General features: G+C 67.0%; 19 protein-coding genes. 7 read left to right on the plus strand and 12 right to left on the minus strand.

All coding sequences use genetic code 11. The annotated features are described in order from the left end of the window. Positions 1-147: 147 nt before the first annotated feature. The 5 genes from FG95_RS11485 to FG95_RS11505 all read right to left on the minus strand — a co-directional run bounded on the left by FG95_RS11485 (position 148) and on the right by FG95_RS11505 (position 5,873). A complete protein-coding gene (locus FG95_RS11485) occupies positions 148-687 on the minus strand; it encodes a DUF1003 domain-containing protein (RefSeq protein WP_037556021.1) in 540 nt (179 codons plus the stop codon). A gap of 7 nt (positions 688-694) precedes the next feature. Further along, positions 695-1,396: an NnrU family protein gene (locus FG95_RS11490; protein WP_037556023.1), complete on the minus strand. Its 702-nt coding sequence runs from the start codon at positions 1,394-1,396 to the stop codon at positions 695-697. A 152-nt stretch (positions 1,397-1,548) separates the two neighbouring features. Next, entirely contained in the window at positions 1,549-2,850 is a 1,302-nt protein-coding gene (locus FG95_RS11495) for an amidohydrolase family protein (protein WP_052182305.1), read from the minus strand. Beyond that, positions 2,847-4,250 (minus strand): amidohydrolase, encoded by a 1,404-nt coding sequence (locus tag FG95_RS11500; RefSeq protein ID WP_081933116.1) that lies wholly within the window; start codon positions 4,248-4,250, stop codon positions 2,847-2,849. The genes FG95_RS11495 and FG95_RS11500 overlap by 4 nt, the downstream gene beginning before the upstream one ends. Before the next feature lie 3 nt (positions 4,251-4,253). Next, complete coding sequence (locus tag FG95_RS11505) at positions 4,254-5,873, minus strand: peptide MFS transporter (RefSeq protein WP_037556024.1); 1,620 nt, start codon at positions 5,871-5,873, stop codon at positions 4,254-4,256. A gap of 185 nt (positions 5,874-6,058) precedes the next feature. Between FG95_RS11505 and FG95_RS11510 the strand changes: the two genes are divergently transcribed. Continuing rightward, positions 6,059-6,640: a nitroreductase family protein gene (locus FG95_RS11510; RefSeq protein WP_037556025.1), complete on the plus strand. Its 582-nt coding sequence runs from the start codon at positions 6,059-6,061 to the stop codon at positions 6,638-6,640. 71 nt (positions 6,641-6,711) lie between these two features. Next, positions 6,712-7,059, plus strand: coding sequence for a GntR family transcriptional regulator (locus tag FG95_RS11515; RefSeq protein WP_037556026.1), 348 nt, complete (start codon positions 6,712-6,714; stop codon positions 7,057-7,059). A gap of 3 nt (positions 7,060-7,062) precedes the next feature. Here FG95_RS11515 and FG95_RS11520 read toward each other — a convergent pair whose 3' ends face one another. The 4 genes from FG95_RS11520 to FG95_RS11535 are packed head-to-tail and all read right to left on the minus strand — an operon-like array spanning position 7,063 to position 13,803. After that, entirely contained in the window at positions 7,063-8,910 is a 1,848-nt protein-coding gene (locus FG95_RS11520) for a tetratricopeptide repeat protein (protein WP_037556027.1), read from the minus strand. Beyond that, positions 8,911-10,287: a PEP-CTERM-box response regulator transcription factor gene (prsR, locus tag FG95_RS11525; protein WP_037556028.1), complete on the minus strand. Its 1,377-nt coding sequence runs from the start codon at positions 10,285-10,287 to the stop codon at positions 8,911-8,913. After that, entirely contained in the window at positions 10,284-12,413 is a 2,130-nt protein-coding gene (gene prsK, locus FG95_RS11530) for an XrtA/PEP-CTERM system histidine kinase PrsK (RefSeq protein WP_037556029.1), read from the minus strand. Before prsK ends, prsR begins: the two co-directional genes overlap by 4 nt. Before the next feature lies 1 nt (position 12,414). Further along, positions 12,415-13,803 carry a TIGR03013 family XrtA/PEP-CTERM system glycosyltransferase gene (locus FG95_RS11535; RefSeq protein WP_037556030.1) on the minus strand — a complete coding sequence of 463 codons (1,389 nt, stop codon included), beginning with the start codon at positions 13,801-13,803 and terminating at the stop codon, positions 12,415-12,417. A 115-nt stretch (positions 13,804-13,918) separates the two neighbouring features. Between FG95_RS11535 and FG95_RS11540 the strand changes: the two genes are divergently transcribed. From FG95_RS11540 to FG95_RS11550, 3 genes are read left to right on the plus strand one after another with little or no spacing between them, the layout of a single operon-like run. Next, positions 13,919-14,944: a mannose-1-phosphate guanylyltransferase gene (locus tag FG95_RS11540; RefSeq protein WP_235211546.1), complete on the plus strand. Its 1,026-nt coding sequence runs from the start codon at positions 13,919-13,921 to the stop codon at positions 14,942-14,944. 4 nt (positions 14,945-14,948) lie between these two features. Then, positions 14,949-15,680 carry a helix-turn-helix transcriptional regulator gene (locus tag FG95_RS11545; protein WP_052182306.1) on the plus strand — a complete coding sequence of 244 codons (732 nt, stop codon included), beginning with the start codon at positions 14,949-14,951 and terminating at the stop codon, positions 15,678-15,680. Between the two features lie 31 nt (positions 15,681-15,711). Then, the gene (locus tag FG95_RS11550) at positions 15,712-17,541 is read left to right on the plus strand and encodes a DUF885 domain-containing protein (RefSeq protein ID WP_037556041.1); all 1,830 of its coding nucleotides are present in this window, start codon (positions 15,712-15,714) and stop codon (positions 17,539-17,541) included. A gap of 161 nt (positions 17,542-17,702) precedes the next feature. Here FG95_RS11550 and FG95_RS11555 read toward each other — a convergent pair whose 3' ends face one another. Further along, positions 17,703-18,767 carry a L,D-transpeptidase family protein gene (locus FG95_RS11555; RefSeq protein WP_235211547.1) on the minus strand — a complete coding sequence of 355 codons (1,065 nt, stop codon included), beginning with the start codon at positions 18,765-18,767 and terminating at the stop codon, positions 17,703-17,705. Between the two features lie 285 nt (positions 18,768-19,052). After that, entirely contained in the window at positions 19,053-19,529 is a 477-nt protein-coding gene (locus FG95_RS11560; protein WP_037556032.1) for an Lrp/AsnC family transcriptional regulator, read from the minus strand. 69 nt (positions 19,530-19,598) lie between these two features. On the opposite strand from FG95_RS11560, the gene FG95_RS11565 reads away from it, so the two are divergent. Beyond that, on the plus strand, positions 19,599-20,711 hold the full coding sequence (locus FG95_RS11565; RefSeq protein WP_052182308.1) for a serine hydrolase domain-containing protein: 1,113 nt from the start codon (positions 19,599-19,601) through the stop codon (positions 20,709-20,711). Between the two features lie 30 nt (positions 20,712-20,741). On the opposite strand, the gene FG95_RS11570 is transcribed toward FG95_RS11565, so the two are convergent. Then, the gene (locus tag FG95_RS11570; RefSeq protein ID WP_037556033.1) at positions 20,742-22,130 is read right to left on the minus strand and encodes a helix-turn-helix domain-containing protein; all 1,389 of its coding nucleotides are present in this window, start codon (positions 22,128-22,130) and stop codon (positions 20,742-20,744) included. A gap of 139 nt (positions 22,131-22,269) precedes the next feature. On the opposite strand from FG95_RS11570, the gene FG95_RS11575 reads away from it, so the two are divergent. Next, positions 22,270-23,862, plus strand: a complete 1,593-nt coding sequence (locus FG95_RS11575; RefSeq protein WP_037556034.1) for an isocitrate lyase — start codon at positions 22,270-22,272, stop codon at positions 23,860-23,862. Positions 23,863-23,864 lie beyond the last annotated feature (2 nt).

Raw genomic sequence — 23,864 nt, forward strand, 5'->3', positions numbered from 1 at the left:
TCCCCCTCCCCATCGCTGCGCGACACTCCTCGTCATCCCGGCGAAGGCCGGGATCTCGTCCTATCGGTTTACCGCACCGGCGAGATCCCGGCCTTCGCCGGGATGACGGTCAAACTGATGACAGCTCACCACCCCGAAACCGCCCTTCTACTCCCCCTCCCCATCCATCCGCGCGCACAGCGCATCGATCTTCGCCGCCAGTTCGGCGATCCGCATCTGGTCCAGCTTTTCGTGCAGCCGCATGATCTCCAGCTCGGCGCGCAGGTTGATCTCGTAATCGACGCTCGCGGTCAGCCGGTCCTTCGCCGCCTGCCGGTTCTGGCTCATCATGATGATCGGCGCCTGCACCGCGGCGAGCGTCGAGAGCATCAGGTTCAGGAAAATGAACGGATAGGGATCGAACGCCAGCCCGAAATGTTCGAGCACTTCCGAGTTGAGCAGCATCCAGCCGAGCAGCACCAGCGAAAAAACGATGATGAAGCCCCACGAGCCGCCCACGGCAGCGACCTTGTCGGCGAGCCGATCGCCCATGCTCGCCTGCGCATCCCCGATATCGGCGGCGTCGCGGCTGCTCGGCGCGCGCTTCGCGATCGCCTGCACGACGCGGTTTTCCTCGGAATCGAGTTCGTCGAAGGCGCGGCCGAGCAATCGCAGCGACAGATCGTTGAGATGCGTGTCCGCGTTCACATCGCTCCTATCCGACCCAGCGCCACATCCCGGCGACCATATAGCCGAGCGCACCATGCGCCCATGTCGCGACGATCCAAAGCACTATTCCGCCCAGCAGCGCGTGCGGCCGCGGAACCGCTTCGCCCCATGAGGCCTTGCCCGCAAACTGTCCCGCATAAGGCACAAAGCTCGTCCGCGCCGCCCAGCCGCGCCACGCATCGCCCATCAGCCGCGCCTTCTTCGCATCCTGCCCCGCCGACCCGACGAGCGCGAGAAAGGCGATCGTCGCGGAGAGTATGATCTGCCCCGGCGTCGGCATAACCATGATATGCGCGGCCGCCCATAGCGCGAACCCCCACATCATCGGGTGCCGCGTGATCGCGAACACCCCGCGCGGGGCGGCGGCCGCGTCCCTGGCGGCGTGCGGCGCGGGCAGCGCCGGATTGCCGATCAGCGACCCCATGAAGAGGATGCTGGCGAACAGCACGATCAGCGAGGCTGCCGCCCACAGCGCATCGCCGACCGCCCACAGCGGCGGCTCGGGCGGCATCCCGCGCCAGGCCTGCACGACCATGATCAGCGTCGCGATCGCGACGATCGAATAGACGATCTGGAACCCCCGCTCGCCGAGCCGCCCCGCGAGCCCATCCCGAAGCGGATGCGACAGAACAAGATGCGATCCGACGAACAAAATGCAGGTGACGATCAAAAGCGAGATGGGTTGCATGGCCAAATCCTCATCGAGCAATGCCGCTGCTCCGACGTCCCCCTCGTCGGGCGACTCGGAACATTGTCATCGCCACCATCCGCGACAAAGATAACAGTGTCAACATAGAGGATGGGAAAGCGGTGCGAAGGTTCGACCTCCGCGCCGCATCCCTACCAGTCGTATGCGTTGGGCAGCGCCCCTTCCTGCGGCGTCGCATAGCGCTCGCGCAGGCGGTCCTGCCGCGTCGTCAGCGACTGCGCCTTGCCGTCGATCCACACCATCGTCGGACGACTGCCCAGCTCGAGCGGGTCATTGTCCCAGATCACGACGTCGCCGGCGCGCCCCGGGCGCAGCGACCCGATGCTGCCTTCCATGCCGACCGCGCGCGCGGGCACGCTGCTGATCGACGCGAAAGCCTGGTCCCAGCTCAGCCCGCTCGCACCCGGCACGCGCGTCAGACCGACAAGGTTGCCGGCATATTGCGTCGCATAGCCCATCTTGTGCGCGTCATCGTCGTCGAACACCCCGACCGACACGTCGACGCCGGCAGCCTTGAGCCGTCCCGCGTTCGACTGCGTCGCCCCGAGTTGTTCGAAGCTCGACGGCAGGTCGGTGAGCGGCGAGACGAGCACCGGCACCTTCGCCGCGGCGATCTCGCGCGCGACGATCCAACCCTCGGTGGCGCCGACGAGCACCAGCTTCAGCGCGGGAAATTCGCCCTTCAGCTTCAGCACATTGACGATGTCGACCGCACGGTCGACGCGCACGAACAGCGGCGTCGTGCCGTCGATCACGCGCACGAGCGCGTCGGCGTCGGCGCGCTGGATCATCGCGTCATTGCCCCACTCGGCAAGCGCCGCGGGGTTGCGCGCATAGCTGCGCGCCGCGAGCAATTGTTCGCGGAACAGGAGGAAGGTCGCCGCACGGCTGCCGCCGGCCTTCGACGCGCCATCCTCGCCGAACGCGACATATTGGAGGGCGCGTGGGCGCGTCACCATGTCCATGTCGTCGGCCAGGTCGACCACCGCGCCCTGCCCGGCGAACAAATTGCTGCTGCCGCCCGGTGCGACGATCGCGCGCGTGACGCCCGACGCACGATTGACCGCGACGGGCGACCCCATCGGGTTCAATGCGGGCGCGATGTCGAGCCCCGCCGAAAAGCGCGTGCGCGGCGCCGAGCGGTCGTTGGTGCCGCTGACCGCATCGACCTCGACCAGCCCGACGCGGCTGAACGCCGCGACGATGCCAGGCGTCACATAACGGCCCTCGGCATCGACGCGCTCGATGCCGGCGGGGACCGCGACGCCCGCGCCTGCCGCGACGACCTTGCCGCCGCGCACGACGACGGTGCCGCGCTCGATCGGCGCACTGCCGTCACCGATGACGAGCTTTGCGTTGGTGATGGCGACGTCCTGCGCTGCGGCGGGAAGCGCGACCAGCGCAGCGGCAGACAGAAGGAGCGAACGGATCATTTCACATCTCCTTCACCCGGCTGGCCGAGCTCGAAATCGCTCACCGGCCGCCGCTTGGGGTCCATCGCGTCGAACATCAACGCGCCGTCGATCCACACTTTTTCGGGGCGCGTATAGGCGCTGAATGGATTGCCGTTCCACAGCACGACGTCGGCCATCTTGCCGGGCTTCAGGCTGCCCGTGCGGTCGGCGATCCCGAGCGCCTTCGCCGGATTATACGACAGCCAGGTCCAAGCCACCTCGTCGCTGACGTCGATGCCGATGCGGCGCCCGGCGGCGCGTGCCTTCGCGGCTTCCTGGTTCAGCCGCTGGATCTGGTTCGCGTCGTCCGAGTGGACGATCGTGCACGCACCGGCCTTGTAGACGAGCGGGATATTCTCCGGCACCGAGTCATAGGCTTCCATCTTGAAGCCCCACCAGTCGGCCCACATCGCCGAACAAATGCCTTCCTTCGCGAGGATGTCGGCGATCTTATAGCTTTCGACCGCGTGGTGAAAGGTCGACACCTTGTAGCCGAACTCCTTCGACATATCGATGACGAGCGCCATCTCGTCGGCGCGGTAGCAATGATTGTGGACGAGAATCTCGCCCGCGAGCACGCCCGCGAGCGTTTCCATCGCGAGATCGCGGTCGACCGCCTTGCCGTCGTCCATCTTCTTCTTGTACGCGGCCGCCTTGGCCCAGGTCGCGCGGTTCACCGCGAAATTGCCCATCCGCGTCGAGGGGGCACGCCCCTTGCCACCGTAAACGCGCTTCGGATTTTCGCCGCACGCCATTTTCAGGCCATAGGGCGCGCCGGGGAATTTCATCCCCTGTACCGTGCGCGAGGGCACATTCTTGAGCGTGATGGAGCGCCCGCCCATCAAATTCGCGCTGCCCGGCAGGATTTGCAGGCTCGTCACGCCGCCGTTGGCGAGCGCGCGGCTGAACCCCGGATCCTGCGGCCAGACGCTATGTTCGGACCAGACTTCGGGCGTCGTCGGCGACGTCGCCTCATTGCCGTCCGAATGCGCATCGACACTCGGGCTTGGATAGTCGCCAAGATGGCTGTGGATGTCGATAACGCCCGGGGTCAGGAACTTGCCGGTTCCGTCAAAGACCGCGATGTCGGCGGGAATCGGCGTATCGGGACCGCCGATCGCCTCGACCTTGCCTTCCGCCAGCAGCACGGTGCCATTTTCGATCCGCCCGCCCTCGCCGTCGAAGATGGTGACGTTGCGCACGGCGGTGACCTGCCCCGGATAAGGTTTATAGGTCGACGGGTAAGGATCCTTGTTGAACTTCGCCGGCTTTTCGGCGGGCTTGTCGCTCGCCGAGGCCGTGTCCTTTCCGGTCGCCGCACAACCAACGAGCGCCAGCGACACCGCAGCCAGCAGGCTGCCCTTCACACCCTTGATCATCGATTACGCCCCTTTGGGATGGGTACCGGCCGCCTGCGGCTCGCCCAGTTCGCCGCTGCCCGGAACGGCCGGTTCGCGGTCGGCGAGCGTGTCGAGGTGCATCCACTTCTTCACGATCGGCGACAGCGCCAGCACGACGATGCTGACCCCGATGGTGATCAGGCCGATTTCCCAATAGATGCCGAGCGTGGCGTCCTTGGTCATCGCGCCGTCATGCCCGCCGGTCGCCTCGCCGATCTTGCCGGCAACGAAATTTCCGACCGCGGTCATGTAGAACCAGGCGCCCATGATGAGCGAGGCGAGGAAGCTCGGCGCGAGGCGGTTCATCGCGCTCAGCCCGACCGGCGACAGGCAAAGCTCGCCGGTCGTATGGAGGAGATAGAGCAGGAAGACGAAGAGCACCGGCGTCGCGACCTCGGGCCCGACGCTGCTCGCGCCCCACACGAAGACGAGGAAGCCGAGACCGACTTGCGCCAGCGCCAGCGCGAATTTCGCGGGCGCCGACGGCTCGAGGCCCTTTTTGCCCAGCCATTGCCACAGCGCGGCGAAGACCGGCGCGAACAGGATGATATAGATGGGGTTGATCGACTGGAACACCGACGCCGGCACGCCGCCCTTGTCGACATATCGGTCGGTGTAGAGGTTGAAGCTGCCGCCGGCCTGTTCGAACAGGCCCCAGAACAGCGGGTTCAATGCGATCAGGAACAGGATCGCGAACATGCGCTCGCGCGGCTCCTTGTCGAGCTTGAACGATTCGTAAAGCACATAGCCGAGCAGCGCGAGGCCCGAGATGATCAGCAGGTTCTGGATGATGTCCTGATACTGGACCAGCGCCCACATCACCGCGACGGCGCCGAGGCCGACGGCATAGATGGTCATTTCCTTGTTGCGCGGGAGCGGCGCCGGCGCTTCGCCCGCGCCGAGCAGCACATTCTTGCCGAGAACGAAGACGATCAGGCCGGCGACCATGCCGATGCCCGCAAGGCCGAAGCCATAGGCCCAGCCGATCTTCTGCCCCAGATATCCGACGAGGATCGTGCCGAGCGCGGCACCGACGTTAATCCCCATGTAGAAGATGGTATAGGCGGCGTCGCGGCGCATGTCGGTCAGGCGGTAAAGCTGGCCGACCATCACCGAGATATTGGCCTTGAGGAAACCCGAACCGACAATGATCAGCGCGAGCGCGAGCCAGAAGACGTTGATCGTCGGGTCTTCCTGCCCGCCGACGCCCTCGAACGCCATGAACAGATGCCCGAGCGCGAGCAGAACGCCGCCGAACAGCACCGCCTTGCGCTGCCCCAGATAGCGGTCGGCCAGATAACCGCCGAGCACCGGGGTAATATAGACGAGGCTGGTGTAGGCGCCGTAGATCAGGTTCGATTTGCCGTCCGAAAACAGCCAGTGCTGCGTCAGGTAGAAGATCAGCAGCGCGCGCATGCCGTAATAGGAGAAACGCTCCCACATCTCGGCGAAGAAGAGCATATAGAGGCCCTTGGGATGGCCGGCGAATTCGGGCTTCTTGCTGCCGGCGATCAATCCGCCGACGGTCAGGAATACCCCGAGAACGACCAGCGCGATTACCGCGATCCAGTCGCCTTCGTCCCAAAGGCCTATATCTTTCATCAAAACGTCCCTTTTATCGATTATCTTGGACGCGGCCTCCCGCCGCGCGAATGGGGCAACCTAGCGCGAAAATTGCGTATGGGAAGAATCTAATTGCGCCTGAAACCGGTTCAGCCGGGCCAAAATCCGTTGCGAATCATTCGCAACACTTGCGCGGCGGCGCGGAAAAGCCCACATGGCGCCCCATGTTCAACGACACCTCCTCGCTCCTCGCCCACCTTGCCACCCGCCGCTCGGGCAAGGCGCGCGACATGGTCGCCCCCGGCCCCGACGCCGCGGCCTTGCGCGACATCGTCGCGCTCGCGCTGCGCACCCCCGACCATGGCAAGCTCGCACCCTGGCGCGTCGTTACGATCGCCGACGACCAGCGCGACGCCTTCGCGGCGCTGCTCAAAAAGGCGTGGGTGGCCGAAAATCCCGGCGCGGCGGGGCTGGACCTCTCGGCGCTCGACCAGTTCGCGCATCAGGCTCCGTCGCTGCTCGTGCTGATTTCCACCCCCGCCCCCGGCGCCAAGATTCCCGTGTGGGAGCAACAGATGTCGGCCGGCGCGGTCGGCATGAACCTCCTCCACGCCGCGCATGCGCACGGCTTCGTCGGCAGCTGGCTCACCGGCTGGGCGGCCTATAGCGCAGAGGTCGCGGCGGCCTTCGGCGCCGGCGAAGACGACAAAATTGTCGGCTATTTCTTCATCGGCACCGCTTCGCGCGATCTCGACGAACGCCCGCGCCCCGAATATGACGACGTCGTTCGCGCCTGGGAAATTTAGTTTCAAATGCCGGACTGAATTTGTAATTAGCCGAATTTGACTGTGCTGCTGTCTTATGGCATTAAGGCGGCATGCTCGATCAGTCCAAACCCGTGTATCAGCGTCTGCGCGACGTCATCGCCAACGCCATCCTCGACGGCAGCTATCGTGACGGCGACATGCTTCCCTCGGTGCGTTCGCTCGCCGCGGAGGAAGGCGCAAACCCGCTGACGGTCGCCAAGGCCTATCAGACGTTCCAGGACGAAGGGCTGGTCACGGTCAAGCGCGGGGTCGGCATGTTCGTCGCCGAGGGCGCCACCGAACGCCTCCGCGACCTGATGCGCGCCGATTTCCTCGCCAACGTCTGGCCTCCGGTCGCGCAGCAGATGCGCCGCATCGGCCTCGACGCGCGGACCTTGCTCGATCTGACCGAGGCCTGACGGCTACCGCCCGATCTGCGCCGCCTTGTCGCGCAAATCCGCCGCCGCCTGCGCCTTCCCGCGCTTTTCCAGCAGCCCGGCGTAAAATTCCATGATCCCCGCATTGAGCGGCTGCAACCGATAGGCGCGGTCGATCAGCACCAGCGCGCGCGCATCATCGCCCTTCGCCGCCCAGGCGCGCGCCAGTTCGCGCAGGATCACCACGTCGCGATCGCCGATCCGCCGCCGCACCCGCTCGAAATGCCCGATCGCCTGGTCCCAATGTTCGAGGTCCATCGCGAGGTGCCCGGCGAGCCGGTCGGCGGCGATGCTCGACGGCTGCCCGTCGCGCAGCGCGAGGATCGCCGCGCCCGATCCGGCGGCATCGCCCGCGCGGTAAAGTGCGTTGGCGAGGCGCAGCGTGGTGCGCTCGCCCGCGTCGATCGCGCGCGCGGCGCGATAGGCTTCGACCGCAAGGGCGAACCGCCCGCCCGCGAGCGCGGCGTCACCGAGCAGGATATGCGCATCGGCGACGCCGCGGTTCGCGTCGCGCAGCCGCACGGCGCGGTCGATCGCGCGCGCGCCGTTGCCGCTCGCAAGGTCGGCGGCGATCGCCGGGATCGCCTTGGCCGGGTCGAGCGGCGCGGCGTCGGCCGCCATCGCCACCAGCCCGTAATCATCGTCGATCGCGAACGGCACGGCTTCGCCCGGGCTGAGCGCCGTCGCGCGCCCCATATAATCCGCCGATTCCATGTCGCGTCCCAGCTCGGCGGCCGTACGCGCCGCAAGGATCAGCGACCAGCTGTCGGCGTCGGGGCGGCGGACGAGCGGCAGCAGCGCCTCGCGCGCGGCGTCGGGATCGCCATCGGCCCATTCGGCGGCAGCAAGAATACGCCGCGCGGTGAAATTATGCGGCTGTTCGGCAAGCAGCCGGTCCGCCCACGTCGCCGCGACCGCCTCGCCGCCGAGCTCGAGCTCGACGACCGCGCTCAGCAGCATGAACGACGGCTGTTCGTCGAGTTCGCCCCGCGTGCGCTGGAGCAGGCTGCGCGCCAGCGCATATCGGCCCGCGCGCGCTGCGAGCACCGCCTGCAGATAATAGAGGCGCGGGTCGCGCGGCACGATCGTCGCCGCATGGCGAAGCGCCGCCAGCATGTCGCGATACCGCCCGAGGTCGCCGAGCGTCGCGGCCTGGTCGATCAGCGCGTCGGCATTGTCGGGGTCGGCTTTGAGCGCATCGGCATACCAGCTTAGCGACGCCTCCAGCCCCTCCCCGCTCCGCACGAGATTGGCCTTGAACGCCAGCGCCGCGCTGTTCGCCTTGTCGAGTTCGATCGCATAATCGACCGCGTCGCGCGCGCCGAGCGCGTCGGCATTGGCCTCACGAAAGCGCGCAACATCGACCCATAGCGCCGAATTGCGCGGCAGTTCGTGCACCGCGCGGTCATAGGCTTCGCGCGCGGCGAAGAGATCGCCGTTCGCCAGATGGACGTCGCCCGCGACCCATGCCGCCTCACCCATCATCTCGGGGATGACCGGCCCACCCTCCAGCGTCTCGAGCGCGCGCGCGCCTTCGCCTTGCATCGCATAAGCCCGGGCGAGCAGCGGCCGCAGCGCCGCATCCTTGGCGCCGGCGCCGAGCGCGCCCTTGACCGCCGCCTCGGCGCCGACTCCGTCGCCGAGGCGGATCGCGACGCGCGCCAGCATGACGCGCCTTGCGATGTCGCCCGGATCGTCGGCGATCGCCGCCTGCAACGCCGCGCGCTGTTGCTCATAAGCCCGGCGCGGCGTGTCCGGTCCGCCGCCGCCGCACGCCGCGAGCAGCAGCGCCGCCACCAGCGGCGCGGCGGTCCAGACGCGGCGCAAGGTCATTCAGCCCTGCATCCGATATTGTTTGAGCAGGTCGTAGAGCGTCGGCCGGCTGATCCCGAGCAATTTCGCCGCGAGCGAGATATTGCCCTCGCTCTGCGTCATCGCGCGGCGGATCGCGACGCGGTCGGCGGCCTCGCGCGCGCTGCGCAGGTTGAGCCACGCCTCTTCGCCCTCTTCGCCGCCGCCCGCCATATCGAGATCCTCGCGCATCACCAGCTTGCCGTCGGCCATGATAACGGCGCGCTTGATGCGGTTTTCAAGTTCGCGGACATTGCCCGGCCAGCGCGCCTCGTCGATCGCCTGCAGCGCGTCGGGCGCAAAGCCGCGCACCCCGGGATTCATCTCGGGCGCATATTGGTGGAGGAAATGGCGCGCGAGCAGCACCGCATCGCCCGGCCGCTCGGCGAGCGACGGGATCTTCACCACCATCTCGGCGAGCCGGTAATAAAGATCGTCGCGAAAGCTCTGCTCGGCGATCATCGCATCGAGGTCGCGGTGCGTCGCGCAGACGATCCGCGTATCGACCGGAATCGCCTTGCGCCCGCCGATCCGCTCGATCGTGCGTTCCTGCAAAAATCGCAGCAGCTTGACCTGCAACGGCAACGGGATGTCGCCGACCTCGTCGAGGAAGAGCGTCCCGCCGTGCGCCAGCTCGATCTTGCCCTCGGTCGTCTTCACCGCGCCCGTAAAGGCGCCCTTTTCATGCCCGAACAGCTCGCTTTCGAGCAGATTCTCGGGGATCGCGGCGCAGTTGATCGCGACGAACGCGCCGTCGCGCCGCCCGCTCGCCTCGTGCAGCCCGCGCGCGAGCAATTCCTTGCCGGTGCCACTCGCGCCGAGCAGCATCACCGACACGTCGAGGTTCGCGACGCGCTCGATCGTGCGCGCGACCTTCAGCATCTCGGGCGCGCCGGTAATCATCCCGCCGAGCACGCGATTATCGCCCGCACCCTGGCTCGCCAGCCGCGCATTTTCGACTTCGAGTCCGCGAACGTGAAACGCACGCGCGACGATCAGCCCCAGTTCGTCGATGTCGATCGGCTTCTGATAGAAATCCCACGCCCCGCTCGCGATCGCGGTCAGCGCGCTCGCGCGTTCGCCATGCCCCGACACGACGATCACCTTGGTATCGGGCTTGGCCTCGAGGATCGCCTTCAGCGTCCGGAACCCCTCGCGCGTTCCGTCGGGATCGGGCGGCAGGCCGAGGTCGAGCGTCACCACCTCGGGTTCCTCGGCGCGCAGCAGTTCGATCGCGGCGTCATGGTCGCCCGCGACAAACACGCGATAATCGTCATAGGCCCATTTGAGCTGCGTCTGCAGCCCGGCGTCGTCTTCGACCACCAGCAATTTAGGCAATCCGGTCCCGCCCTCGCTCATTTCATTCCCGCCTTCATCACCCGCGCATCGCCCCCGGCGGCGGCGCGCGCGTCGGCTAGCGGCAACCACAGGGTGAAATTGCTTCCCTTGCCCGGTTCGCTCGTCACCTCGATCGCCCCGCCCATCCCTTGCGCGAGCTGCAGCGCCTCGAACGCGCCGAGCCCGAAGCCCGATTCCTTCGTCGACACGAACGGCTTGAACAACTCGTCGCGGATGAACTCGCGCGTCATGCCGCATCCCTGGTCGATCACGTCGATGCGCGCGCGCCCCTGTTCGGCGACCGCGACGACCTGAACCGGCGTGTCCGGCGCCGACGCGTCGATCGCGTTGGCGACCAGATGCTGGACGATCTGGCGGACCGCGCCCGCCTCGGCCCACGCCGACAGGCCGGCCTGGCAGCCGACGAACAGCGCGCGGCGCGGCCGCATTTCCGCGGCAACCTCGTTCAGCAGCGGCTCGACCAGCGTGCGGCCGGGCTCGGCCGCCGGCCCGCGCTCGCGCGGCGACAGGCGGACGAGCAGGTCGCTGAGCCGCCCCGCCGAAATCTTCAGCGTCTGCGTCATGTCGGCGCGGAATTCGGGCTTGTCGGCGTGGCGCTCGGCATTGCGCGCGAGCAGCGACAATTGGCTCGCCAGATTCTTGATGTCGTGCATGATGAAGGCAAAGCGGCGGTTGAATTCATCGAAGCGCCGCGCCTCCGACAGCGCCTGCTGGCTCTGCGATTCGGCGAGATAGCTCGCCGCCTGCTGCCCCGCGATGCGCAGCACGTCGAGATCTTCCCAGTCGAGCGCGCGCGAGACCGCCGGGCGGTGCAGCACCGCGATCGCGATCATCCGCTGGAAATGGAGGACCGGCACGACCACCCACGCGCGCGTGTCGGCGATCAGCCAGTCGGGGATCGCCAGATCCACACCCGCCGGATGCTTGCCCGGAGCGCCGCGCCGCTCGGCGTCGAGGTCGACGATATGTTGCGTTTCCTGCAGCATGAAGGCCGAACGCAGCGACAGTCCGGCCTCTTCGCCCACGCCGCCAGGCCAATGCCATTGTTCCGCGACGCGAAAGCCGCCCGACGCGGCGGGCAGCATCAGCAAGGCACCCGGACTGCCGGTCAATTGCGCGAGCGCCTTGGCAACGCGCCGATAGAGGTTGCGATCGTCATCGCTCCCATCCCCCTTGGCGCCCTGCGCCAGCGTCGCGGTGAATCGCATCCACTCGGCGCGATAGTCGTAACGATGCTCGAAGAAATGCTTGGAGATGATCACGGCGAGCCACGCGCGCGAACGCGCGGACGCCAGCATGAGTCCTCCCGCGCCCAGCGCGACAGCCAGCGAGATCGCCTGCGCCAGCTCGGCATAATCGCTCCCGACCGCGCGCGCGACCGCACCGGTCAGCGCGATCAGGATCAGATAGACGGCGGCGCCCAGCAGGATCAGCGATCGCGTCGCCGCGGTGCGCGACAGCCGCATCCGCTCGCGCCCGATGTCCATCGCCGCGACGATATGGATCGGCACGGTGAGCAGCGCGACGGCAGGCAACAACGCGATCAGCGTCGAGGCCTTCGCTCCCGTCAGCGCGCCGATCAGCTGGACGTTGAGTTCATAGGCCCACAGCATGGCGAAACCGCCAGCGACCGCCAGCACCGGCATCCGCAGCCCGCCGCTCGCGCGCCGGACGGCGCCGTCGATGATCAGCAGCCCGCCGATCGCGACGATCATCGCGGTGAAGGTCAGCGTCGGCTTCATCCATGGCGCCGCGGCGGCGCCCGCGCGCCAATGCGCCGCCGCGCCGAGCAGGAAGGCGAGCAGGCAGATCGTCGCCAGCATCCGCAGGATCAGACGCAGCGGCCGCGGCATCGGCGCGCGCGGCGACCAGAATGTCGCGCCGAGCCAGCCGAGCATCGCGCCGTCGCGGACCATCTGCGCCACCAGCGCCTCCGACGATCCCGGCGAAAAGATCGTCAGCGCCGCGCACCACAGCGCGGTCGCCGCCGCCACCAGCACCTGCCAACGCGGCGCGGGCATCAACGCCGCCATGCGCGCGCGCGGCCGCATCAGCAGCCACAGGGTCGCGCCCGAAAAACTTGCGAGCGCCGCGACGCACAGGATGTACGACAGGGTCGCGAGCACGCTAGCGCGCTCCCTCCGGCCACAGCACGACGCGCACCGTCTGGAGCAGGATCAGGAGGTCGAGGAAGGGCGAGTAGTTTTTGGCGTAATAAAGATCATATTCCAGCTTCACGCGCGCGTCCTCGACCGAGGCGCCATAGGGATAGTTGATCTGCGCCCAGCCGGTCAGGCCGGGTTTCACCATGTGGCGTTCGGCATAATAGGGCAGCTTTTTCTCCAGCTCCTCGACGAAGCTCGGCCGTTCGGGGCGCGGCCCGACGAAGCTCATGTCGCCCTTCAGCACGCACCAGGTCTGCGGCAGTTCGTCGATGCGCAGCTTGCGGATCACGCGGCCGACGCGCGTGACGCGGGGATCATTCTCGCTCGCCCACACCGCCTTGCCCGACGCTTCGGCATCGATACGCATCGAACGAATCTTGAAGATGTCATAGGTCTCGCCGAACAGGCCGACGCGCGGCTGGCGATAGAAGACCGGCCCGCGGCTGTCGAGCACCACCGCGATGCCGGCGAGAAAGATCAGCGGCAGTCCGACGATCAGCACGATCAGGCTGGCGAGGATGTCGAACAGGCGTTTGCCCACTTTGGAAATCCGCTGCCCCGCCGAAAAGCCGTCGGAAAAGATAAGGCCGCTCGGGTTGGTGGTCGCAAGGTCGACGCGCCCCGTCTCGCGCTCGATGAAGCTTGCGATGTCGTTGACATGCACCCCCGTCGTCTTGACGCGGAGCAGGTCATTCAGCGGCAGCGCGTTGCGTCGCTCCTCGAGCGCGAGCACGACTTCGCCCGCGCGCAGCATCACGACATGCTCCGACAGATTGGCGATCGCCTCGCGCGGGATCGCCCCCGGCACCGTCTTCTCGTTCGCGCTCATCGCGACGAAACCGACCATCTCAAGCCCGCTCCCCGGCGCATCGGCGAGCGCCGCGAGCCGCGCCGCACGCGGCCCGGCGCCGAGCACCAAAATGCGCCGGCGAAAGGCTTCGGTGCCCGCCGACTGCGTCAGCGCGACGCGGATCACGAACAGCACGCCGATGGCGAAAATCATCGCATAGAGGCTGTTCGCACGCCACAGCGTCGCCGTTGGCAGCAGGAACCCCAGTACCGACAGAAAAATCACCCCGAGCGAAATCGCGGCGAGCAGGCGCGCGGTCGCAAAGCGCATCGAGCGCAGCCCCTCGTTCCCGTACATCCCGGTCGCCATCATCGCGAGCGAATTGGAAACGCCGAAGGTCAGGAGCGGCAGCCAGCGGCTCGCGAGCGGCCCCGCATCGAACCCCGCCTGATGCGCGTAGAGATGCCACGCCCCCTCGGCCGAGCCGAGCAGCGCGAAAAATTCGATCAGCGCCAGCCAGACGACGGCGTGCGGGACATAATGTTTGAACAGCCGGAACATGTTGGCGAAGTCCTACAGCCGAGGCGTCAACTGTCGGTTAATTTTACACTTGCTATATCGGCAATGACAAGGTGACCCGCTGCTTCGAAAGCGATAGACCGAATTCATGACGCTGATGATCCAGCCCCTCATCCTGTGCGGCGGTGCAGGCACCCGCCTGTGGCCCGAATCGCGCGGCACCCGCGCGAAGCAGTTCCTGCTGCTGCACGGCCAGCGCAGCCTGTTCCGCCAGACCGTCGAGCGCACGCCCGCGGGCCCCGATTTCCTGCCACCCATTGTCCTCTGCGGCGACGGCCATGTCGCGATGGTGCGCGAACAAATGGGCGATCGCGAAGAGACGCTGCTCGTCGAGCCGATGCCGCGCAACACCGCCGCCGCGATCGCGCTCGCCGTCGCGCAGGCCGACGCCGACACGCTGCTGCTCGTGATGCCGAGCGATCATGTCATCGCCGACGTCCCCGCCTTTCACGCCGCGATCGCCAAGGGAGTGCGCCTTGCGCAACGGGACTGGATCGTCACCTTCGGCATCACCCCCGACCGCCCCGAAACCGGCTTCGGCTACATCGCCGCCGGCAAGGCGCTCGGCGAGGACGGGTTTGCGGTCGACCGCTTCGTCGAGAAGCCCCCGCTCGCCGATGCCGAGGCGATGCTCGCGGCGGGCGGTTACAGCTGGAACGCCGGTATCTTCCTGTTCCGCGCCGCGCGGATGCGCGACGCGATGCTCACCCATTGCCGCGCGATCTTCGAAGCGGCGGACAATGCGGTTGCCGCCGGGATGCGCGACGGCGACGCGCTCTATGCCGACGCGATCGAGTTCGCCAAGGCGCCGTCGGACTCGATCGATTATGCCGTGATGGAAAAGGACGATCGCGTCGCGGTCGTCCCCGTCGCGATGGGCTGGTCCGACCTCGGCTGCTGGCACACGATCCACGCCCTCGCCGAAAAGGATGCCGCCGACAATGCCGTCACCGGCGACGCCTTTCTCCACGACAGCCGCGGCAACCTCGTCCGCGCCGGCGACAAGCGCGTGTCGATCCTCGGCATGGACAATATTGCGGTGATCGTCGACGGCGACGACATTTTGGTCATTCCGCTCGAACGCTCGCAGGAAGTCCGCGCCGCCGCCAAGGCGCGCGAATAGGCCTGTGCGATCGCCCAATTTCGCCGACGCCCCGCTCGGGCTGCTCGATCATCATCCGAACGAGCTGCGCGCGCGCCACTGCCACGACGACGCCTTCGTCGCCGTGGTGCTCGAGGGCGGCTATCAGGAAGCGGGCGACGAGGGCCGTTTCGACGTTCGCCCCGGCGACGCGCTGATCCACCACCCGTTCGAATCGCACCTCGACCGCGTCGAGGCGAAGGGCGCGCGCGTCCTCGTGCTGGGCCTGCCCGCCGAACTGGCGGCGACCTCGCATGTTCGCGGCCGCGTCGGCGACCCCGACGCGCTCGTCCGGATCGCCGCGCGCGACCCGCGCGCCGCCGCGGCCGCCTTCGCCGAGCAATTTGTCGCCACCCCCGTCGCCGCGCTCGACTGGCCCGATTTGCTCGCCCGCGACCTCTGCGGCCACGCGCCCGTCCGGCTCGGCGAATGGGCCGAGCGCACGGGCGTGCGCGCCGAAACATTGAGCCGCGGCTTTCGCGCCGCCTATGGCTGCACCCCCAAGGCGTTTCGCGCCGACGCCCGCGCCCGCGCCGCGCTCGCGGCGATCCGCGTAGGCGGCGAGCCGCTCTCCGACATCGCGCACCGCCTCCATTTTACCGACCAGGCGCACATGACGCATGCGGTCGCGCGGCTCAGCGGCGCGACGCCGGGCGCGTGGCGCCGCATGGTGCCCGACGTCAAATCGATACAAGACATGGCCGACCTTGGCGTGTAGCAACCGGACAACACACCTGTTGGAGACGATCATGCTCGACCGCCGCACCCTCATCGCCACCCTCGCCGCGACCTCCGCGCTCGCGGGCGTCCGAAATCCCGCCGCCGCGCTGACGGCCCAGACCGCAAGCGGCGAAGGCGCGAAGCTCACCGCGATCTACGATCGCTTCTACGACCGGATGGTCGATGAAAGTCCCGAATTCGCGACCGCGCTCGGGCTCGACAAGGACGCCCGCCTGCCGCTCAAGGCCAAACTCGACGACCGCTCGCCCGCGGGAATCAAGCAAAGCCACCAGCTCTATCGCGACGGTCTCGCCGAACTGAAAAAAATCGATGCCTCAAAGCTTTCGGGCATGGACCTCGTCAACTACGAAACCTTCCGCGGCCCGTGGGAGCATTCCGTCAAGGCGTATGACACGTTCGGCTATGGTCTCCACAGCTGGCCCGAACCGCATCCGGTCACGCAATTGAGCGGCACCTACCGCTCGATTCCCGATTTCCTGATCAACCAGCACAGCATCGCGAACGCCGCCGATGCCGAGGCCTATCTCGCGCGCTGCGCCGATTTCGCGGTGCAGATGGACAACGAGACGGGGCGGATCAAGGCCGACCATGCGAACGACATCATCCCGCCCGATTTCGTCATCGACCGCACACTCGGCCAGTTCGACCGCATCTGGGCCCCCGCCGCCGACGCCAACGGGCTGACGAAAAATCTCGCCGCCAAGACGAAAGACATCCCCGGCGACTGGGCGAAACGCTGCGCCGCCATCGTCGAGGGCAAAATCTATCCCGCGATGCGCCGTCAGGCCGACGAGCTTCGCGCCGCCCGCCCCCGCGCGACCCACGACGCCGGCGTGTGGCGCCTGCCCAAGGGCGACGAATATTATGCCTATGCGCTCCGCTATGCGACGACGACGGGCATGTCGGCCGAGGAAGTGCACAAGCTCGGGCTCGACCGCGTCGCGGATCTCAGCGCGCGCGCCGACGCGATCTTCAAGACGCAGGGGATGACCAAGGGGACGGTCGCCGAACGGATGCGCGCGCTCGGCAAGGACCCGCGCTTCCTCTATCCCAACACCGACGAGGGCAAGGCGAAGCTGATCGCCGAACTCAACGCCCAGATGCAGGCGATTCAGGCGCGCCTTCCCGAAGCCTTCGGCCGCCTGCCCAAGGCCAAGGTCGAGATTCGCCGCGTCCCCGCCGATATCGAGGATGGCGCGACCGGCGGCTATTACCAGATCCCCGCACTCGACGGCTCGCGCCCCGGCGCTTATTACATCAACCTGCGCGACACCGCCGAAAATCCGTCGTGGACGCTGCCGACGCTCACCTATCACGAGGCCTCGCCGGGCCATCACCACCAGATCGCGCTGGCGCAGGAGGCCGAGGGCATCCCGCGCCTCCGCCGCCTCCCCGCTTACTCGGTCTATACCGAGGGCTGGGGCCTCTACGCCGAACAGCTCGCCGACGAGATGGGGGTCTATGAAAACGACCCGTGGGGCCGCCTCGGCTATCTGCAATCCTATATGTTCCGCGCCGCGCGGCTCGTCGCCGACACCGGCCTCCACCACTATAAATGGACGCGCGAGAAGGCGATCCAATATTATAACGAGACGCTCGGCACCCCCGAACCGTCGAACATCACCGAGATCGAGCGTTATTGCGTGTGGCCGGGACAAGCGACGAGCTACATGGTCGGCCAGACGAGCTGGGTCCGCATCCGCGAACAGGCGAAGGCCGCGCTCGGCGACAAGTTCGACCTGCGCGCTTTCCACGACACCGCGCTCGCGGCGGGCGCAATGCCGATCGAAGTGCTCGAATCGGTGATCGCCCGCTGGACCGCGGCGCAAAAGGGCTGACGATAGCGTCAGGAAAAACTCTGAAGCGTGCCCATCCTTATTTGGTCGTCATCCCGGCGCAGGCCGGGATCTCACCGATGCGTTTCGATGCAAGGTCGAGATCCCGGCCTGCGCCGGGATGACAAAGAAGAGACCGCGCTTCAGCCTGAGATACGCTCGCCCTAATTCTGGAAAATCGCCGGAGTTCCGGGTTTGACCATCTGCGCGACGCGCGCGGCGTCCCAGTTGGTCAGCCGGACGCAGCCATGGCTCTCCGCGCGGCCGATCGTGTGCGGCTCGCTCGTTCCGTGAATGCCGTAATGCGGCTTGCTGAGATCGATCCACACGACGCCGACCGGGCTGTTCGGGCCGGGCTGGAGCAATTTCGCCTCCTTGTTGTCGCTCACGTCCCAGAACAGCTTGGGATTATAGTGAAAGTCCGGGTTGCGGCTGACGCCCTTTATCTCCCACGTCCCGATCGGCAGCGGGTCGTGGCGGCTGCCCATCGTCGCGGGGAATTGCCCGACGAGCCGGTCGGCGTCGTCATAGACTTTCAGCACGCCTTCCGATTTGTCGACGACGATCTTCGCGGCGGCAAGCTGCTCGGGCGCGACGCCCAGCCGTTCGAGCGTGCCGTTCCAGCCGCGCGGGTCGTCCCCCGTCTTCGGGACAGCGACATCGGGGATGTTCGGAACGCGAAAGGACCGCCCCGCGCCGACCAGCGTCGACGGGCTGTTCAGCGCGACCAGCGTCTCGGGCGTCGTATGAAACCGCTCGGCAAGCGCTTCGGTCAGGTTGCGATAGCCGAGCGCGGGCAATTTGGCCTGATCGGCGGCGTCTTTCGGAAAGGCCGGAACGAACGGCCCCTTCGCGAAGCCCGCGGGGATGATGACCATCCGCGTCGCGGGGATGTCGCGCCCCTGTTGCAGCGCCTGTTCGGTCGCCGTGTCGAGCTTCCCATTTTCTTCGAGCCCGCGCGCTTTCTGGAAGCCGCGCAGCGCGGCGACATAGGACGCCCCTTCCTTCCCGTCGATCACGCCGGGCGAGAAGCCGAGATGGTCGAGCAGAACCTGCGCGCGAAGCGTCGGCGGCGCGGCGAAGGGCGCCGCCTCGGTCTCGGCATCCTCGAATCGCAAGCTGTCGGCGTCGGCCGCGACTGCCTCTTTCTGGTCGGTATCCGTATCTTGGGGGGCTGAATCGCAGCCGGCGATCAACAACAGGCACGGCAGAATGGATAAACGTTTCAAAAATTGTCCTCCCGGGTTCGAGGAGGATCAACGGTCCGGCGCACCAAAGGATGCGGGGACGGCGAACCGCCCAGCGCCGAGCTGCCCCAGGACATCGTGCGCTCAATTTGCACCGTCCTGCGCCCGACAAGCTCAGGGCGAACGGTTCATATTAGCGCATGCCGCTTTAGGGCGCGGGCGGGACGCTCGCCGCCCGCTTCGGCCGCGAGACGCGCGGCAGCGACCTGCGCGACCTCGATCCCGACGGCCATGTGTTCGACAAATCGGGGCTGTGATCCGTCCGGTTCAATCGGCCGGCGGGACGGCGATCGCCATGCCCGCTTTCACCCGGTCCATCACGACGAAGGATTCGAAGCGCTTGATGTCGGGGTCGTCGAAGAAGTGCGCGGCGATAAAGGTTTCGTAAGCAGCCATGTCGGGGACGACGACGATCAGCAGAAAGTCGGTGCGGCCCGTGACATAATAGCATTGCTGCACCTCGGGCGCCGCGCGCAGCCTGCTTTTCAGCGCCGCCATCTGCGCCGTATGCTCACGCTCCAGCTCAACCTCGACGATCACGCTGATCGCGCCGCCGCAGCGGGCGGGATCGACAATCGCGACATTGGCCTCGATCACGCCCAGCCGCTCCATGCGCCGCAACCGGCGCTGCACCGCCGCCGCCGAGAGATTCACGCTGTGGCCGATGTCGCGCAACGGCGTCCGGTTGTCGGCCTGCACCGCGCGCAATATCGCCCGGTCGAAACGATCCAATTCGACAGTCATGCAAAATTGTTGCGTAGCTTGCGGTAAAATCAAGCAGATTTTTCGGCAACGGCGCAATAGAATCTCGCCATGCCCCGGATTCGTCCCCTCTCCCGCCGCCGCATCCTTGCCCACATTCCGCTGATCGCCGCTGCCGGCTTTGCCTCGTCGCTGCGGGCCGCGGAACCGCCGGAACAAGACATCGCCGACATGGCCGCCGATGCCGTCGCCACCGGCGTTCCACCGGCGCTGGGAATGATCGCGATCGAGAACGGCCGCCTCGGAACGCCGAGCGCCTTCGGCGTCGAGGCGCGCGGCCGGCCCAGCGCAGCGTCCGCAACGGGGCGCTGGCATATCGGATCGAACGCCAAGTCGATGACCGCGACGATGGTCGCGCGGCTCGTCGAACAAGGCCTCCTCGACTGGAAGGCTTCGCTCGCCGACCTGCTGCCCGACGTGCCAATGCGCGAAGACTATCGCGCCGTCAGCTTGCCCGACCTTCTCTCGCATCGCGCAGGCCTCGCGCGCAACAGCGCCGCCGGGCTCGCGGCCATGCCCGACGACGATCCGCGCAGCGAGCAGGAGCGGCGCCGCGCATATGCCGCCGCGGCCCTGACCGAACCGCCGGTCGGCCCGATCGCCGTCGGGGCGGGAAGTTACAGCAATACAGGATTCTTTCTCGCCGGCCTCATCGCTGAACGCGCCACCGGACTGCCGTTCGAAGCGCTAATGCGCCGCGAGCTTTTCGTCCCGCTCGGGATGACGAGCGTCGGCTTCGGCGGCACGCCGCCCGGCGAAATCGCGGGCCATTCAAAGGGGGGGCCGGTCTATGGCGCGGCCGGCGACAATCCCGACTTTCTGCGACCTGCCGGCGGCCTTCATCTGTCGCTCGCCGACTGGGGCAGCTATATTCTCGACCAGATGCGCGGCCAGCGCGGCGAAGGGCGGCTCCTGCGAGCCGAATCCTATCATTTCCTTCATCGACCGCAGCCCGGCAGCAACAACGGCCTCGGCTGGGGGCTGGAAGCCGCTCCCGGCGGCAAGCCGATGTGGAGCCACGACGGCTCCAACGGCCGCTGGTTCGGCATCGTCGCCGTGCTGCCCGACGAACAGCGCGCCGCGATGGTCGTTGCCAATGCCGCCGGCGCCGAGGTCGAAGCCGTCGTCAACCGCATGGTCGTCAGGACGCTCGGGCTCGCCTGATCGAAGCTCGGCCGGGAATCGACACGGACTCTAATCCCCCGCGAAATCGAAGGCGCTGACGCCGCGCTCGCCCTCGCGGAACCGCAGCGGGCGGCCCAGCGGCGGCATCGACCGCTGGACGCAGCCGGTGCGTGTGCAGCGGCGACAGCCAAGCCCGATCGGCGTCGCGGGCGATCGCATCAGGTCGATCCCGCGCGCGGCGATCAACGGCGCGGCGACCTTGGCATCGACCCCGACGCATACGGCAAAGCGCGCGGGCGTCCCGCTGCCCGTCGCGCCGGGTGCCGCGACCGAGCGCGACTGGGTGAACCAGCGCGACCCGTCCTCCAGTTCGACCAGATCGGCGATCACCTCGCCGGGCCGCGCGAATGCCTCATGAACGCTCCACAAAGGGCAACGCGCATCGCCATCGACCAGCGGCGACTGGCTCGCCCCGGCATAGCGCTTGCTCCCCTGCCCCGCGCGGTCGATGCGCAGCATGAAGAAGGGCAGCCCGCGCGCGCCCACGCGCTGCAACGTCGTCAGCCGGTGCGCGACCTGCTCGTAACCCGCGCCGAAGCGCCGCTGGAGCAGCAGCAGGTCGTACCCCGTCGCGTCGCAGGCGCGCAGGAACCGGCCATAGGGCATCATCAGCGCCGCGGCGAAATAGTGGATCAGATGCCGCTCGAACAGCCGCGCCGCCGCGCTCTCGGCAAATTCCGCCCCCGCGACGAGCGCGTCGATCTCGTCCTTCGCCTCGATCTGCGCCAGCGTCGCCGCCGCCTGAAATGTCCGCGAGGCCGGACGCAGCAGCTCGTTCAGCATCAATTGGCGCGCGTGCCAGTCGAGCCAGCGCAGCCGGTCGGGCATGACGTCCGACGGCAAGATGCGGATGCCGAGCTGGTGCCGCATGCGCAGCCGCTCCGAAATCGTCCCGTACAGGTCGCCTCCCGCCAGCCGCAACTCGTCGGCCAGTTCCTCGGCGCGCGCGTCGAGGTCGGGAAAATGATTGCGCCATTTCTCGATCGCGCGGCGCACCGCGGCAACTTCGGGCGCGTCGCCGTCGCCTTCCGAACGCCCTTCGGGCACCGCATCGAACAATCTTGCGAAAGCCGCCGCGGTTGCCGGTGCGGTCTGCAACCATTCCTCGACCTCCTGCGCCCCGATCCCCAGATCGGCAAAGCGCGGATCGGCGAGCCGGCGCCGCAGCACCGCGAGCCCGCCAGGCACTTCCTCCGCCCCCAGCTTCGCCGCATCGAACCCGAACCGCTCTGCCAGCCGCACGATCACCGTCGCGCTCAGCGGCCGCTGGCCATGCTCGATCAGGTTGAGATAGCTCGGCGAAATGTCGAGCGCCTCGGCCATCGCCGCCTGCGTCATCGCCGCCTCGCGCCGCACCTTGCGCACCGCCGGCCCCGCAAACACTCGCCGCTCCGCCATTTTGTAACTTTCTTTACTAATTTACACGCAAATTTACACCTTATTGGCATATTTCACAAATAATATTGACAAAGCTTTTCACTTTCCGCGGCACCTTCGCCAACATCCACCCCATCACCTCCTCTCAAGGACAAAGACGATGGGTTATCAGGAAGACATGGCACAGGCCGGCCGCCTCATCCGCGACTATGACGGCACCTGGGACGGCATCAGCGGCGAAAGCATCGCCCGCATGCGCGCCCAGAACAAGTTCCGCACCGGTCTCGACATCGCCCGCTACACCGCGCGCATCATGCGCGCGGACATGGCCGCTTATGACGCCGACCCCGCCAACTACACCCAGTCGCTGGGCTGCTGGCACGGCTTCATCGCGCAGCAGAAGATGATCTCGATCAAGAAGCATTTCGGTACCGTCAAGGGCCGCTACATCTATCTCTCGGGCTGGATGATCGCCGCGCTGCGCAGCGAGTTCGGTCCGCTGCCCGACCAGTCGATGCACGAAAAGACCAGCGTTCCGGCGCTGATCGAGGAAATCTACACCTTCCTGCGTCAGGCCGACGCCCGCGAACTCGGCATGCTCTTCCGCGACCTCGACGCCGCGCGCGCCGAGGGCGACGAACTCAAGGCCAAGCAGGTTCAGGCCGCGATCGACAATCATGAAACGCACGTCGTGCCCATCATCGCCGACATCGACGCGGGCTTCGGCAACGCCGAGGCGACGTACCTCCTCGCCAAGAAGATGATCGAGGCCGGCGCCTGCGCGCTCCAGATCGAAAATCAGGTCTCGGACGAAAAGCAGTGCGGCCATCAGGACGGCAAGGTCACCGTGCCGCACGAGGATTTCATCGCGAAGATCCGCGCCTGCCGCTACGCCTTCATGGAACTCGGCGTCGAGGACGGCATCATCGTGACGCGCACCGACAGCCTCGGCGCGGGCCTCACCAAGCAGATCGCCTTCTCGAAGGAGCCCGGCGACCTCGGCGACCGGTATAACAGCTTCCTCGACTGCGAAGAGGTCGAGGGCGCGGGCAACCCCGGCGACGTCCTGATCAACCGCAACGGCAAGCTGATGCGTCCGAAGCGCCTGCCCTCGAACCTCTATCAGTTCCGTCCCGGAACCGGCGAGGATCGCTGCGTGATGGACTGTATCGCCTCGCTTCAGAACGGCGCCGACCTCTTGTGGATCGAGACCGAGAAGCCGCACATCGAACAGATTGCCGGCATGGTCGACCGCATCCGCGAAGTCGTCCCCAACGCGAAGCTCGCTTATAACAATTCGCCGAGCTTCAACTGGACGCTCAACTTCCGCCAGCAGGTGTTCGACGCGTGGGAGAAGGAAGGCAAGGACGTCGGCGCCTATGACCGCGCCAAGCTGATGAGCGCCGATTATGACGCGACACCGCTCGGCGAAGAGGCCGACAACCGCATCCGCACCTTCCAGCGCGACGCGGCGAAGCGCGCGGGCATCTTCCACCACCTGATCACGCTGCCGACCTATCACACCGCGGCGCTGTCGACCGACAATCTCGCCAAGGAATATTTCGGCGACGAAGCGATGCTCGGCTACGTCAAGGGCGTCCAGCGCGCGGAGATCCGTCAGGGCATCGCCTGCGTGAAGCACCAGAATATGAGCGGAAGCGACATCGGCGACGACCACAAGGAATATTTCGCCGGCGAAGCGGCTCTCAAGGCCGCGGGCAAAGACAATACGATGAACCAGTTCGCCGCTTGAAC

This window comes from Sphingopyxis sp. LC363 (genome assembly GCF_000756385.1).
Taxonomy (GTDB): Bacteria; Pseudomonadota; Alphaproteobacteria; order Sphingomonadales; family Sphingomonadaceae; genus Sphingopyxis.

What these genes read in the sequence shown, in the direction of transcription:
- FG95_RS11515 (WP_037556026.1), top strand. Translation starts at nt 6,712, where the DNA reads ATGCTCGATCAGTCCAAACCCGTGTATCAGCGTCTGCGCGACGTCATC.
- FG95_RS11495 (WP_052182305.1), bottom strand. Translation starts at nt 2,850, where the DNA reads ATGATCCGTTCGCTCCTTCTGTCTGCCGCTGCGCTGGTCGCGCTTCCC.
- FG95_RS11575 (WP_037556034.1), top strand. Translation starts at nt 22,270, where the DNA reads ATGGGTTATCAGGAAGACATGGCACAGGCCGGCCGCCTCATCCGCGAC.
- FG95_RS11570 (WP_037556033.1), bottom strand. Translation starts at nt 22,130, where the DNA reads ATGGCGGAGCGGCGAGTGTTTGCGGGGCCGGCGGTGCGCAAGGTGCGG.
- FG95_RS11550 (WP_037556041.1), top strand. Translation starts at nt 15,712, where the DNA reads ATGCTCGACCGCCGCACCCTCATCGCCACCCTCGCCGCGACCTCCGCG.
- prsR (WP_037556028.1), bottom strand. Translation starts at nt 10,287, where the DNA reads ATGAGCGAGGGCGGGACCGGATTGCCTAAATTGCTGGTGGTCGAAGAC.
- FG95_RS11505 (WP_037556024.1), bottom strand. Translation starts at nt 5,873, where the DNA reads ATGAAAGATATAGGCCTTTGGGACGAAGGCGACTGGATCGCGGTAATC.
- FG95_RS11535 (WP_037556030.1), bottom strand. Translation starts at nt 13,803, where the DNA reads ATGTTCCGGCTGTTCAAACATTATGTCCCGCACGCCGTCGTCTGGCTG.
- FG95_RS11565 (WP_052182308.1), top strand. Translation starts at nt 19,599, where the DNA reads ATGCCCCGGATTCGTCCCCTCTCCCGCCGCCGCATCCTTGCCCACATT.
- FG95_RS11540 (WP_235211546.1), top strand. Translation starts at nt 13,919, where the DNA reads ATGATCCAGCCCCTCATCCTGTGCGGCGGTGCAGGCACCCGCCTGTGG.
- FG95_RS11490 (WP_037556023.1), bottom strand. Translation starts at nt 1,396, where the DNA reads ATGCAACCCATCTCGCTTTTGATCGTCACCTGCATTTTGTTCGTCGGA.
- FG95_RS11510 (WP_037556025.1), top strand. Translation starts at nt 6,059, where the DNA reads ATGTTCAACGACACCTCCTCGCTCCTCGCCCACCTTGCCACCCGCCGC.
- FG95_RS11520 (WP_037556027.1), bottom strand. Translation starts at nt 8,910, where the DNA reads ATGACCTTGCGCCGCGTCTGGACCGCCGCGCCGCTGGTGGCGGCGCTG.
- FG95_RS11500 (WP_081933116.1), bottom strand. Translation starts at nt 4,250, where the DNA reads ATGATCAAGGGTGTGAAGGGCAGCCTGCTGGCTGCGGTGTCGCTGGCG.
- FG95_RS11560 (WP_037556032.1), bottom strand. Translation starts at nt 19,529, where the DNA reads ATGACTGTCGAATTGGATCGTTTCGACCGGGCGATATTGCGCGCGGTG.